The 13,485-nt window shown below is 67.2% G+C and carries 11 protein-coding genes; 8 read left to right on the plus strand and 3 right to left on the minus strand.

Translation table 11 applies throughout. The features are described from left to right. The first annotated feature begins 104 nt into the window (after positions 1–104). From R2J76_RS04830 to R2J76_RS04850, 5 genes are read left to right on the plus strand one after another with little or no spacing between them, the layout of a single operon-like run. Complete coding sequence (locus R2J76_RS04830) at positions 105–1,379, plus strand: nucleotide sugar dehydrogenase (protein WP_316414673.1); 1,275 nt, start codon at positions 105–107, stop codon at positions 1,377–1,379. Further along, the gene (locus R2J76_RS04835) at positions 1,376–2,410 is read left to right on the plus strand and encodes an SDR family oxidoreductase (RefSeq protein WP_394366785.1); all 1,035 of its coding nucleotides are present in this window, start codon (positions 1,376–1,378) and stop codon (positions 2,408–2,410) included. The genes R2J76_RS04830 and R2J76_RS04835 overlap by 4 nt, the downstream gene beginning before the upstream one ends. Next, entirely contained in the window at positions 2,410–3,555 is a 1,146-nt protein-coding gene (locus tag R2J76_RS04840; RefSeq protein WP_316414675.1) for a glycosyltransferase family 4 protein, read from the plus strand. The genes R2J76_RS04835 and R2J76_RS04840 overlap by 1 nt, the downstream gene beginning before the upstream one ends. Then, complete coding sequence (gene murJ / locus R2J76_RS04845; protein ID WP_316414676.1) at positions 3,542–4,942, plus strand: murein biosynthesis integral membrane protein MurJ; 1,401 nt, start codon at positions 3,542–3,544, stop codon at positions 4,940–4,942. Before R2J76_RS04840 ends, murJ begins: the two co-directional genes overlap by 14 nt. Next, positions 4,939–5,841, plus strand: a complete 903-nt coding sequence (locus R2J76_RS04850) for a hypothetical protein (protein WP_316414677.1) — start codon at positions 4,939–4,941, stop codon at positions 5,839–5,841. The genes murJ and R2J76_RS04850 overlap by 4 nt, the downstream gene beginning before the upstream one ends. 398 nt (positions 5,842–6,239) lie before the next feature. Here R2J76_RS04850 and R2J76_RS04855 read toward each other — a convergent pair whose 3' ends face one another. The 3 genes from R2J76_RS04855 to R2J76_RS04865 are packed head-to-tail and all read right to left on the minus strand — an operon-like array spanning position 6,240 to position 9,567. Next, complete coding sequence (locus R2J76_RS04855) at positions 6,240–7,517, minus strand: O-antigen ligase family protein (protein WP_316414678.1); 1,278 nt, start codon at positions 7,515–7,517, stop codon at positions 6,240–6,242. Further along, positions 7,517–8,407 carry a sugar transferase gene (locus R2J76_RS04860; protein WP_316414680.1) on the minus strand — a complete coding sequence of 297 codons (891 nt, stop codon included), beginning with the start codon at positions 8,405–8,407 and terminating at the stop codon, positions 7,517–7,519. The genes R2J76_RS04855 and R2J76_RS04860 overlap by 1 nt, the downstream gene beginning before the upstream one ends. 2 nt (positions 8,408–8,409) lie before the next feature. Then, positions 8,410–9,567 (minus strand): DegT/DnrJ/EryC1/StrS family aminotransferase, encoded by a 1,158-nt coding sequence (locus R2J76_RS04865; protein ID WP_316414681.1) that lies wholly within the window; start codon positions 9,565–9,567, stop codon positions 8,410–8,412. A gap of 582 nt (positions 9,568–10,149) precedes the next feature. On the opposite strand from R2J76_RS04865, the gene R2J76_RS04870 reads away from it, so the two are divergent. From R2J76_RS04870 to R2J76_RS04880, 3 genes are read left to right on the plus strand one after another with little or no spacing between them, the layout of a single operon-like run. After that, the gene (locus tag R2J76_RS04870; protein ID WP_316414682.1) at positions 10,150–11,289 is read left to right on the plus strand and encodes a glycosyltransferase family 4 protein; all 1,140 of its coding nucleotides are present in this window, start codon (positions 10,150–10,152) and stop codon (positions 11,287–11,289) included. Positions 11,290–11,332: 43 nt separating this feature from the next. Then, positions 11,333–12,118 carry a DUF2334 domain-containing protein gene (locus tag R2J76_RS04875; RefSeq protein WP_316414683.1) on the plus strand — a complete coding sequence of 262 codons (786 nt, stop codon included), beginning with the start codon at positions 11,333–11,335 and terminating at the stop codon, positions 12,116–12,118. After that, the gene (locus R2J76_RS04880; protein ID WP_316414684.1) at positions 12,115–13,278 is read left to right on the plus strand and encodes a glycosyltransferase; all 1,164 of its coding nucleotides are present in this window, start codon (positions 12,115–12,117) and stop codon (positions 13,276–13,278) included. Before R2J76_RS04875 ends, R2J76_RS04880 begins: the two co-directional genes overlap by 4 nt. Positions 13,279–13,485: the final 207 nt, after the last annotated feature.

The following is a 13,485-nucleotide window of genomic DNA, read 5'->3' on the forward strand; positions in this document are numbered from 1 at the left end:
CGGGCGGGTGCCGGAATCGTGCCTTAAAAATCCTACCCGTAACCAGCCGTGCATGAGATGATTCCTTCCTAACACCGCCGGAAACCGGATTGAAAGGGAGTTCCATGCGTATCGCCGTAGTGGGTCTTGGATATGTCGGTCTGCCCCTGGCCCTGTCGCTGGCCAAGAAATTCCCCGGCACGCTGGGGTTCGATATCCACCAGGCCAAGGTGCAGGAGCTGCGGGACGGCATCGACCGCACCCGCGAAGTGGAGCCCCAGGAACTCAAGGGCACCACCCTCACCATGACCAGCGTCCTGGAGGATCTCCGCGGCGCGGACTTCTTCATCGTCGCCGTGCCCACGCCCGTGGACGACTGGAACCGCCCCGACCTCACCCCCGTCATCAAGGCCTCCGAATCCGTGGGCAAGGTGCTGGGCAAGGGCTCCATCGTCGTCTACGAATCCACCGTTTTCCCCGGCGTCACCGAGGAGATCTGCGGCCCCATCCTCGAGAAGGTCTCCGGCCTCAAATGCGGCGTGGACTTCAAGCTGGGCTATTCCCCCGAGCGCATCAACCCCGGCGACAAGGTCCACACCGTGGAGAAGATCGTGAAGGTCGTCTCGGGCCAGGACGCGGAAAGCGCCGAGACCATCGCGGGCGTGTACGGCGCCGTCATCACCGCCGGCGTGCACCGGGCCTCCTCCATCAAGGTGGCCGAGACCGCCAAGGTCATCGAGAACACCCAGCGGGATATCAATATCGCGCTCATGAACGAACTGGCCATCATCTGCGAGAAGGTGGGCATCCGCACCAGCGAGGTGCTCACGGCCGCCCGCACCAAGTGGAATTTCCTGCCCTTCAGCCCCGGCCTGGTGGGCGGCCACTGCATCGGCGTGGATCCCTACTACCTCACCACCAAGGCGCAGGAGCTGGGCTACCACCCCGAAGTGATCCTGGCCGGCCGGCGCATCAACGACAGCATGGGCTCGTACGTGGCCCAGAAGCTGGTGAAGCTGCTCATCCAGCAGCAGCTCAAGGTCAAGAACGCCAAGGTGGGCATCCTGGGCCTGACCTTCAAGGAGAACGTGCACGACATCCGCAACAGCAAGGTGCCGGACATCATCACCGAGCTGAAGGAGTTCGGCATCGCGCCCCTGGTGCACGATCCCATGGCCGACCACGCCGAGACCCTCCACGAGTACGGCCTGGACCTCCAGCCCCTGGAGGACTTCCAGGACCTGGACGCCCTGGTGCTGGCGGTCAACCACTCCGCCTTCCTGGAGGCGGGGGTGGAGTCCCTCCTCAAGCGCATGAAGCCCGCCTCGGTGTTCATCGATGTGAAATCCTGCTTCGACCCCGGCCGGTTCCCCGAACAGGTCGCCTACTGGAGCCTTTGATGCCGAAGTACGCGGAGATCTCCCGGCAGCTCATGGACCACCCCCGCACCTGGCTGGTGACGGGCGTGGCGGGCTTCATCGGATCCAATATTCTCGAACGGCTCCTGGCGCTGGATCAGGTGGTGGTGGGGCTGGACAACTTCTCCACCGGCAGGCCCGAGAACCTGGAGAACGTGCGGCAGACGGCCAAGCCCGGCGCCTGGAAGAAGTTCACCTTCCACGAGGGGGACACCCGGGACCTGGCCATGTGCCGGCGCGCCTGCGAAGGCGTGGAGCTCGTCCTGCACCAGGCGGCCCTGGGCTCCGTGCCCCGCTCCATCAAGGAACCCATCACCAGCCACGAATCCAACGTGAACGGCTTCCTGAACATGCTCGTGGCCGCCCGGGACGCGGGGGTCTCGCGCATGGTCTACGCCTCCTCCAGTTCGGTGTACGGCGACGATCCCCAGCTGCCCAAGGTGGAGGAGCGGGTGGGCAACCCACTCTCCCCCTACGCCGTCACCAAGGCCATCAACGAGGCCTACGCCGCCGTCTTCGGCCGCTCCTACGGCTTCAAGGCCGTGGGCCTGCGCTACTTCAACGTCTTCGGCCCCCGGCAGGATCCCGACGGGCCCTACGCCGCCGTCATGCCCAAGTGGATCGACGCGCTGGTGAAGGGCCAGCCCTGCCAGATCCACGGGGACGGGGAGACCAGCCGGGACTTCTGCTTCGTGGCCAATGCCGTCCAGGCCAATATCCTGGCCGCCACCGCCCCGGCGGAAGGCCTGGAGGACGTCTTCAACGTCTCCTTCGGCGGCACCACCTCCCTGACCCAGCTGTACTGGATGATCGCGGAGCGGCTGGCCGCCATCCTGCCCGGGCTCAAGCCGGGGGACCCGGTGTACGCGCCCTTCCGGCCCGGGGACATCCGCCATTCCCAGGCGGACCTCACCCGCATCAAGACCCAGCTGGGATACGACCCCACCCATTCGGTGGCCCAGGGCCTGGACGAGCTGGTGCCCTGGTTCGCCGCCGCCCATGCCCGTTCCTGATGCGCATCGGCGTCCTGGGAACCCAGGCCAGGGATCTGGTCAACTTCCGCGGTCATCTGCTTTCGGAACTGGCCAAGGCGGGGCACGAGGCCTTCGGCATCGCGCCGGGGGGCGATGAGGCCACCCGGGACGCGCTGGCGGCCCTGGGGGCCACGTACGTGCCCATCCGCCTGGACCGCACCGGCCTCAACCCCTTCGGCGAGGCCCTGAGCTTCCTGCGGCTCTGGCGCACCCTGCGGGGCCTGCGCCTGGATCTGCTCCTGTGCTACGAACTGAAATCCGTCGCCTTCGGGACCCTCGCGGCCCGGCTGGCGGGGGTGCCCCGGCGCTACGCCATGATCACCGGGCGGGGCACGACCCTGCAGGGGGCCACCTCCAGCACCCAGGAGAAGCTGGTGCGGGCCGTGGTCACGCGCCTCTACCGCATGGCGCTGCCCCGCACCCAGGGGGTCCTCTTCCAGAACCAGGATGATTGCGATTTCTTCGGGGAGCTGGGCATGCTCCCGGCCTCCGTGCCCCGGCGCATCATCAACGGCTCGGGCGTGGACCTGGACCACTTCGCCCGGCAGCCCCTGCCGGAAGGGACCGCCACCTTCCTCTTCGTGGGCCGGCTCCTGAAGAACAAGGGCGTCTTCGAACTGGTGGAGGCCTGCCGGATCCTGGCCCGGCGGGGGGTGCCCTTCCACGCCCGCATGCTGGGGCCCCTGGATACCAATCCCAACGGCATCACCGCCGGCCAGCTGGAAGCCTGGGTGGGGGAGGGGAGCGTGGCCTACCTGGGGGAGCTGGCCGATGTGCGGCCCGCCTTGGCCGCGGCCCATGTGATGGTGCTCCCCTCGTACGGCGAGGGCACGCCCCGGTCCGTGCTGGAGGCCCTGGCCGTGGGCCGCGCCGTGGTGACCACGGACGCCCCCGGGTGCAAGGAGGTGGTGGCCGAAGGGGTCAACGGCCACCGGGTGCCCGTGGGGGACGCCACGGCCCTGGCGGACGCCATGGAACACCTGGCCCGGGACCCGGAACTCATCGCGCGCTTCGCCCAGGAGGGGCGCCGGCTCGCCGAGCGGAAGTACGATGTGCGGCTGGTGACGGCCGATATCATCGATTTCATGAATTGCGGGAAAGGCAAGGCCCATGGAGCCCACTGAAACCGCAGCGGCGTCCGGACTGGTGGGCAGGGCCCGGGCCTCCTGGGAGCGGCTCACCACCGGCAGCGTGAACCGCCGGGTCTTCGGGGCGGCCCTGGTGGTGGGGATCCTCACCCTGGGCATCAAGGTCTTCGCCCTGCTCAAGGAATCCTTCGTGGCCGCCCGGTATGGCACCGGCAACGACTACGACGCCTTCATCATCGCCATGATCGTTCCCGCCTCCCTGGCGGCCATCCTCTCCGGCTCCCTGGACGCGGCCCTGATCCCCACCTACATCGAGGTGCGCGAGACGGAAGACCACGAAGCGGCCCACCGGCTCTACGCCACCATCCTCCTGTGGAACACCATCGTCCTGGTGGGCACCGTGGGCCTGCTGGCCCTGACGGTGGACCTGTGGCTCCCCCTCCTGGCCTCCCGCTTTGATCCGGCCAAGATGGCCCTGGCCCGCAAGCTGGTGTTCGCCTCCCTGCCCATCGTGGTGCTCACGGGCTTCTCCACGGTGTGGGGCGCCCTGCTCAACGCCGGGGAACGCTTCGCCGGGGCCGCGCTGGCGCCCGCCCTGCAATCCCTCGGCGTGATCCTCCTGCTGGCCCTCTGCTTCCAAAGCATGGGCATCTGGGCCCTCCTGGCGGGCTCCCTGGTGGGCATCGTGGGCGAGACGGGGGTGAAGGGCTACCTGCTGAAGAAGCGCGGCCACCCCCTCATGCCGCGCTGGCACGGGGTCACCGCCGCCTTCCGCAAGGTGCGGGGCCAGTACGCCACCGCCATCGCCGCCTCCTTCATCGTCAACGGCATGACCCTGGTGGACCAGGCCTTCGCCTCCACCCTGGGCCCCCGGAGCAATTCGGCGCTCAGCTACGGCAGCAAGCTGCAGGCCTTCGCCCTGTCCCTGGGGGTGACGGCCCTGTCCACGGCCATCCTGCCCGCCCTGTCCAAGATGGTGGCCCTGCGGGACTGGACGGGCATCCGCCGGTTCCTGCGGGTGTACGGCGGGATGATCCTGGCCGTGACCGTGCCCGCCACCCTCATGCTCATCGTGCTTTCGAAATTCCTCGTGCGGATCATGTACCAGCACGGCTCCTTCACCGCCGCCGACACGGACCTGGTGGTGCAGATCCAGATCTTCCACCTGCTGCGCATCCCCTTCGCCACCTGCCACGTGCTGGTCACCCGGACGCTTACGGCCCTCAAGTCCGTGCACTTCCTGCTGATCATGTCCTTCAGCAGCTTCGCCCTGAACGCCTTCCTGGACTGGCTCCTCATCCAGCGGTACGGGATCGCCGGCATCACCCTTTCCACGTCGCTCTGCAGCATCGTGACCCTGGTGTGCCTGGGCTGGGCGCTGAACCATCTCTTGAAGAAGAAGGCCCTGGAGGCTGGCGCATGAAATTCCTTCCCTGGATCCGGCCCGTCCCCCTCACCCGGGAGCCCGCGCCCGTGGGCCAGGTGCGCACGGCGCGCCGGGGCGGGCGGATCCGGGTGGTGGAAACCTGGTTCAACGACGATCCCCCGAGCCTGGACGGCGTCGATGTGTGGATCGCCCACCAGCGCCCGGAGCGCCTGACCCCCTGGGGCTGGCACTACCGCTACACCCTGATGGTGGACCTGGCCGCCTCCGCCGAGGAGATCCTGGCCCGCATGAACAAGACCGCCCGCCAGGAGATCCGCAAGTCCATCAAGGACGGGGAATTCACCTGCACCTTCATCCCTTCGCCCACCGAGGCGCAGATGGAGGCCTTCGCCGACGCCTACGACGCCCACCCCATCCACTCCGACGCGCCCCGGCTGGAGCGGGAGCGGCTGCGGGAACTGTTTTCCGCGGGCAATCTGCAGATCTCGGAATGCCGGGACGCCTCGGGCACGATCCTGGTGTGGCACGGCGTCCTGGGCCACAAGCGGGCGGGAATCGCCCAGCCGGTGTACCAGATCTCCAACTACCACCAGTCCGCGGACCAGGCCAGCGCCAACACCACGGGCCGGGCGAACCGGGTCCTGTACTACCAGGAATTCGTGTACTACAAGGAGCAGGGTTACGCCCACTATGACCTGAACGGCTGGTACACCGGTTCCGAGGACGCCAAGCGGCTGAAGATCAACAAGTTCAAGGAGGCCTTCCGGGGCCGCCTCTCCCACGGCTTCGATTGCGAGGAGGCCCTGACGCTGCGCGGGTGGGCCTACGTGACCTTCCGGACCCTGAAGCGGTGGTTCTTCATGAAGGGGCGCGCGGACGAACTGCGGCGCCTGCGGAAGAAGCCGGTGTTGAACTTGCCGGAATACCTGCAGTAGGGTAGCTCGGCAAACCCAAGGTGCCTTGAAACCGTGATGAAGGGGCTTTTCCAGGTTGAGCGGATCCCTGTTCATCCCATCAATCGGCGTTCACCCCTGTTTTCGCAGGGCTGACGCGGGGTTGGGTCGGAGCACAAGGTCCTCGACGTCCACCTCTGCGAATCCATGGCGCAGGGGTTTTCAACACGGCAGCTGAGGCCGGTGATCTGCTTCGCGATCGGGGCCTGGATGGGCATGGGCGGCCCCCTTGACCCAGAGGTGGCGACACGCTCCAGCATGGTTCAAACGGGGATGGATAGGATCCAGGGGAAAAGGCAGGATAAAGAACGTCAGGTCAAACCTGGGGCCGTGTCACCACGGTATCCGTTCACGACCTACGGTTTGCCGACCCGCCCTGCTCAGGAGGCCTCCCATTCCTCCAAGGCCGGGCTGACGGGCAGGAGGAACATGAGCGCGAAGGCCACCTGGCCCTCGAAGCTGAAGAGGAGGCTGTGGCTGAAGAACAGGTACGTGAGGTTCACCAGGCACAGCGAGACCAGCGCCCACCGCACCGGGGCGGAGCCCGGGTAGGTGAGGGTCCGCTTGGCATAGAAGGCGATGACCGCGAGGAAGGCGAAGAAGCCCACCGGCCCGATGTCGATCCAGACGCCCAGGTAGGTGTTGTGGGTGCCCAGCATGATCCGCCCCAGGCCCACCACCTTCATGGTGTCGTCGTCCACCCGGGTGCCGGACATGGCCTGCATGCCGTAGCCGTACCAGGGTTCCTGGTCCAGCTGGGAGGACCATTCCTCGAAGAGGTCCAGCCGGGTCACGCCCCCCTTGGCGGCGGTGTTCTTCTCCTCGATGTCCAGCATGCGCGACAGGGCCCCGCGGTTGGAGGCGCTGCGCACCTCGTGGCGCATGGCCTGGCTCAGGGAGAAGGCGATCACCAGGGACACCGCGGCCACGATGCCGCCGAGCCACCACCGCAGATCCTTGCGCTTGGCGATGAAGAGGTAGAGCACCACCAGGAGGGCGAGGAAGAGCCCCGCCCGCCGGCTGGCGGTGAGGTAGATGATGGGCACGCTGCACAGGCGGCCCATCCAGCCCAGCAGGGGGGTGGCGAACACCGAAAGGATCAGGACGAGCAGGGCGATGTACCCGCCCACGTTGGGGTTCCCCCAGAGCCCTCCGTAGCGCCCGGCCCCCCCCTCCATGTTCAGGACGCCGGAGCGCTGGGTGACCGCGTAGAGGATGGACGCCACCTTCGAGCTCAGGGGGATGAGGAAGAGCAGCACCAGGTTGACCACCACCGCGAACTGGGCCGCGTTGGCGAAGCTGCGCAGGGCCTTGGCGCTTGAGGTGAGGTAGGCCACGGCGCCGGCCAGCAGGAGCGTGATGGTCCAGGCCTTGATGGCGAAGGGGTAGTCCCGGCTGGGCGCGACGATGAGGCCCCAGATGAAGTAGAAGGTGAACCAGGCCATGTAGGGCACCACGGGGGAGAGCAGCCGCCCGTACCTCAGCTTCGTGGCGCTGGCCACCAGGAGCGCGAGAACCAGGCCCCACACCATCCAGGTGAAGCCCCGGAAGAAGAAGGAGAGGAAGGGCAGGGCGCCCGCGAGCACCAGGCCCATGAGGAACGCCATGGCGCTTGCGCCGAAGGCCAGCCATGGGGATTCGTCCCGGGTCCATTCCATCAAGCCTTCTCCTCAGGGTAGGGCAGGGAGGGCAGGGGTTCGGGGAACCGCACCGCCGTGCCCTGGTCGTCGCTGCGCACGATGGTACCCTCCAGGGTCACGGGTCCGCCACCGGGTCCGGGGGCGGGGAGGGTCACCTGGATCTTGGATCCCACCGGCTGCGTGCCCTCGGCCTCCAGGAGCAGCCCGCCCGGCCCGAGGTTCACGAGGCGCGCGGACGGCCCGCCTTCCACGGCCACGGGCACGGCGGGCCGGGGCCCCCGGTCGAAGGCCCTGCGGTCCCCGGGTTTGCGGGATTCGATGGGTGGGCGGACCAGCCCCAGGGTGGCGAGGATGATCCGGACGTTGCCCCACAGGGTGGCCTTGGCGGCGTACTCGAGGTTGATGCGGATCTTGTTGGGAAGGATGTTCTCCGCGTAGAAGCGGCCCGGTTCCTCGCCGCCGCGGAAGATCTGGTTCTCGTGGCGGTACACGATGGACGCCGCGTCGGTGATGCCGGGGCGGATATCCAGCACCCGCCGCTGGGCCGGCGTGTAGAGGGCCACGAACTTGGGCACCTCGGGCCGGGGGCCCACCAGGCTCATCTGCCCCAGGAGCACGTTCACCAGCTGGGGCAGCTCATCGATCTTGAAGTCCCGCAGCCACTTGCCCAAAGGGGTGATGCGGTCGTCCACGGCCACCGTGAGCAGGTCGCCCTGGCGGTCGGCGCCCACCCGCATGGTCCTGAACTTGAGGATCCGGAAGGGCCGGCCCCCCTGGCCGATGCGCTCCTGGCGGTAGAACACCGGCCCCCCGTCGCTGATCCGGATGGCGAGGCCCACCAGGATCAGCAGGGGGGAGAGCAGGGCGAGGCCCAGGATCGACCAGAAGAGGTCGAAGAGCCGGAACATCCCTAGGCCCGGTGGGCGGCGACGAGTTCCTCCATCGCCGTGCACACGTCGTCCACGTCCGCGTCCGTCAGGCCCGGGTGGAGGGGCAGGCTCAGCATGCGGGAGAAGGCGTCCGCGGACACGGGGCAATCCTCGGGGCGGTAGCCGTACTTGTCACGGTAGAAGGGCTGCATGTGCACGGGGAGGTAGTGCACGGAGGTGCCGATCTGCCGCGCCTTGAGCGCCTCGATGAACTCGTTGCGGCCGAGGGTGAGCCGCTCCGGGCGCAGGCGCAGGACATAGAGGTGGAGGCTGGATTCCACGTCCGGGTCCTCCACGGGGATCTGCAGCTCGGGCAGGAGGGCGAAGCGGGCGTTGTAGCGGTCCACCACCTGGCGCCGCCGGGCCTGGAAGGCCTCGAGGCGCACCAGCTGGTGGAGGCCGATGGCGGCCTGGAGATCGGTCATGTTGTACTTGAAGCCGGGGAGCAGCACCTCGTAGTACCAGGACCCCGACCGGTCGAAGCGCTTCCAGGCCTCCTTGTCCATGCCGTGGTGGCCGATGATGCGGGCCTTGGCCAGGAGCTCCGGGTCGCCGGTGAGGGCCCCGCCCTCGGCGGTGGTGAGGTTCTTGGTGGCGTAGAAACTGAAGGAGGCCAGGTTGCCCCGGGAGCCCACGAGCCGGCCCTTGTAGCGGGCGGGGAGCGCGTGGGCGGCGTCCTCCAGGATGTGGAGGCCGTGCTTGCCGGCCAGGTCGAAGAGCGGATCCAGCTGGGCGGGGTGCCCGGCGTAATGCACGGGCATGATGGCCTTGGTGCGGCTGGTGAGGGCCCGGGCGGTGGCCTGGGGATCCAGGGTCAGGGTGGCGGGATCCACGTCCACCAGGACGGGCCGGGCGCCCACGTGCTCCACCACATTGGCCGTGGCGCAGAAGGTCAGGCTGGGGACGATCACCTCGTCCCCGGGCCCCACCCCCAGGACGGCCAGGCCCACGTGGAGCCCCGCCGTGCAGGAATTGAAGGCCGCCAGATCCGGCGCGCCCAGGTAGGCCTTCAGGTTGCCTTCGAAGAGCCGGGTCTTGGGCCCCGTGGTGATCCAGTCCGACATGAGGGTATCGAGGACCTCCGAGCGCTCTCCGTCGCCGATGGAGGGGGGGCTGAATTGAAGGAATTTTTCTCGCATTCGAGGACCTTTCGGTGGAAGTGGGCGGCCCCCCGGAGAGGGCGGGGACCGCGGGGTCTTATTCTCGATTCAGAGATCATAACGTCCTATTAATCAATCTAATACAAACCGTAAGTACTATAAAGATTAATTCGATTCGTTCCTTGGGGAGCGAATGCGGGCCTTTGGGACTATTGTTGTTAACAGTTATGTTGTCCCTATCCGGCACCATGAAGATATTAAATCGATGTGGGAAGGTATAAGAGCATTATCTGTATTTTCATAAGGCTGGACCCTGGGGGAGGCCCTTTGGGCCCTCCCGGGACCGGGTCCCGGGGATGGGCATTCCCCATGCTTTCTCTGGATTGATATCTGTTTTTTCATAAACGGGCGCTCCGGCCACGGGAACCCCCTCGGGGGGGACGGGGTGGGTCATTTCAGACCTTGCGGAAGGGTTTCCTTGCCCCCGGGTGTGGTCGTCCGTTAAGCTCAAATCATGAACATCTTTATATCTCAGGGCAGGACCTGGGGTCGGTTCATGGGCGGATCCTCCCGGTTGGGGGCAAAAAAAGGCAATTCCATGTTCAAGGTCTGGGAGTTCATGTGAACGAGGGCTCACCGAGGAATCTGACCCTCGTCGTCAACCAGCTCTTCGTGGGCGGGGCGGCGCGGGTCGCGGTGAACCTCTCCAGGGCCTGGACCGAGATGGGGCGCTCCGTGACCATCCTCACCACGGATGACGGCCTTCGGCCCCCTTCCTTCCCCCTGCATCCCCGGGTCGCCCACCGGGCCCTGGGCCTCATGGGCAATTCCAGGAACCCCCTGCAGGGGCTCCTGTTCAACCTGCGGCGGCTCGCGCGCCTGCGGCGGGCCATCGCCGATAGCCGGCCGGACGTGCTCGTGTCCTTCCTGGACAAGAACAACATCCTGTCCCTGCTGGCGGGCCGGGCCCTGCCGCGGATCCCCATCCTGGTCTCCGAGCGCACGGATCCGAGCGAACGATCCATTGGACGGCCCTGGGAATGGCTGCGCCGCAGGACCTACCCCATGGCCGACTGCCTCGTGGTGCAGACGCTCCACGCCAAGGCCTTCTTCTCCCTGAAGGTGCAGGCCCGCACCCGGGTCATCCCCAACCCCGTCCTCCTGCCGCCCCCGGGCCCGGCCACCGTCCGGGATCCCGGGCGCCGCCGCCTGGTGACCCTCGGCCGCATGGACCCCGTGAAGGGCCACGACATGCTCATCGACGGCTTCGCCGCCATCCAGGGGGCCTTCCCGGACTGGGACCTGGTGATCCACGGCGACGGGCCCACGCGCCAGGAAATGGTGGACAAGGCCCGCGGGCTGGGCCTGGAGGGACGGATCCTCTTCCCCGGCGCCACCACCGAAGTGGGGGCGCGCCTGCGGGAGGCGGACGTGTTCGTGCTCACCTCGCGCGCGGAGGGCTTCCCCAATTCGCTGGCGGAGGCCATGGCCTGCGGGCTTCCCGTGGTGAGCTTCGACTGCCACAGCGGACCCGCGGAACTGATCCGGGACGGGGTGGACGGCCTGCTGGTGCCCCCCCTGGACGTGCCGGCCCTGTCCGCAGCCCTCGCCCGGCTCATGGGCGACGCGGACCTGCGCGCCCGCTTGGGCGCGGCCGCGCCGGACGTCCTCACGCGGTTCAGCGAATCCAGTGTCCTGACCCAGTGGGAATCCGCAATAGAATTAGCCGTCCTGACCGCTCGCGGTAAGAAGGCCTCATGACGCATTCCGCCTTCGAAGCTCTCAGGTGAAGGAGTATCCATCCATGGCCAAGAACTGCTACCTTCTGCGCTTCGACGATATCTGCCCCACGATGAACTGGGCGATCTGGGAGGCGATTGAACGGGAACTGGTCCTTCACAAGGTGCGCCCCATCCTTGCGGTGGTCCCCGATAACCGCGACCCCGGCCTCATGCCGGATCCCCCGGCGGCGGATTTCTGGGAGCGGGTCCGGCGATGGCAGGCCATGGGGTTCACCATCGCGGTGCACGGGTACCGGCATCAGTACATCAACAAGGAAAAGGGGCTGATGAGGCTCACGCCCCACAGCGAATTCGCGGGCCTGCCCTACGACACCCAGCTGGATATGCTGCGCAGCGCCCTGGCCATCTTCCAGGCCAACGGCGTGCGGGCCGACGGCTTCGTGGCCCCCTCCCATTCCTTCGACCTGAACACCCTGAAGGCCCTCCGGGAGGTGGGGATCAAGGTCATCAGCGACGGGCTCTGGCCCTGGCCCCACCGGGACCCCGAAGGCATGTTCTGGGTGCCCCAGCAGCTCTGGCGCTTCAGCCCCCGGCCCGCGGGGGTCTGGACGGTGTGCCTGCATCACAACAAGTGGTCCGACAAGACCCTGAAGCACTTCCGCAGCGAACTGGCCCGGTACGCGTCCCGCCTGACCGATGTGCCCACGGTGATGGCGGACCATGCCGGCCGTCCGCTCACCCTGGTGGATCGCATCAGCGCCTTCCACAACCTGATGTGGTACCACCGGGTCATTCCGGCCCTGGGGGCCCTGAGGCGGTCCGTGATGCCTTCCAGGCAGGGGGCATGAGCCCCCGCAAGCGCCGCCTGCTCTTCCTCATCAACTCCCTCAATCCCGGGGGAGCCGAGCGGCAGCTCACGGAACTGGTGTCCAACCTGGACCCCTCCCGGTTCGAAACCCTGGTGGTGGTCACCTACGATGCCGCCGGACCCGGAAAGGAGGGGTTCTACCGGCAGGTGGCCGCCGTGCCCGGGGTAACCCTCGCTTGTCTGCACAAGCGCCACGGGGCCCTGGGCTACGCCCGGAGCCTGCCCCGCCTCTTCCGCCTGGTGCAGGCCTTTGAGCCCGACGTGCTCCATGGGTACATGGAAGGCAACCTGCCGGTCCTGCTGACGGGGGCCCTCCTCCGGAAGCCCGCGGTGTGGGGCATCCGCCGGAGCAGCGTGGACCACACCAAGATGGACCTCCTTTCCCGGGCCCTCCTCCGCCTGACCATCGCCCTGTCGGGCTTCGCCGATCTGGTCATCTTCAACTCCGAAGCCGGCCTGCGGAATCACCGGGCCATGGGCATGAAGGGCCCCCGCATGGCCGTCGTTCCCAACGGCTTCTCCATGGAACGGTTCCATCCCGACCCCCGGGCCGGAGGGGCCTGGAGGCGGTCCCAGGGGATCCCCGAAGGGGTGCCCCTCCTGGGCATCGTGGGCCGCCTGGATCCCGTGAAGGACCACCCCACCTTCCTGCGTGCCGCAGCCCGGGTGATCCGCCAGTGCCCCGACGCGCACTTCGTGTGCGCCGGGGGCGGCCCCGGGCCCTACCTGGAGGCCCTCCAGGCCCAGGCCGGGTCCCTGGGGCTGGGGGAGCGGGTCCATTGGCCCGGTACCTGCTCGGACATGGGGAACGTGTACAACGCCCTTTCCGCCCTCCTGCTCACCTCCACGGACGAGGGCTTCCCCAATGTCCTCGGGGAGGCCATGGCCTGTGGGGTGCCCTGTGTCACCACCCGGGTGGGGGACGCCGCCCTCCTGGTGGGCGGAACGGGGTACGTGTGCGAGGTGGGGGATGACGGGGCCATCGCGGCCGCGGTCCTGGCCCTGCTGGGGGAGGAACCCCCGGCAAAAGCGGACAGGTCTTCAGACGCACGGGCGCGGATCCGTGACCATTTCAGCGTCCAGGCCCTGGCGAGGAATACGGAGGCCCTTCTGGAGGGCGTGGTCGCAGGGCTCGGGTGACCTCGAATTTTCCCCAAACGGGGGTCAAATCGCTGGTTAAAAATCGATCCGCTTATCAGAGAACTTTTAGCGAAATCGTTATAACGTTTATCAAATCCTTCTTGCGCATGCAGGTTTAAACGTGGCTTAAGGGCATATGTGCCCAAAATGCTCATTTATTGAATATGAATAATATATCAGAAAATACCGGCATTACGATTTTCGCTG

The sequence above is a fragment of the Mesoterricola silvestris genome (assembly GCF_030295405.1).
GTDB lineage: Bacteria > Acidobacteriota > Holophagae > Holophagales > Holophagaceae > Mesoterricola > Mesoterricola silvestris.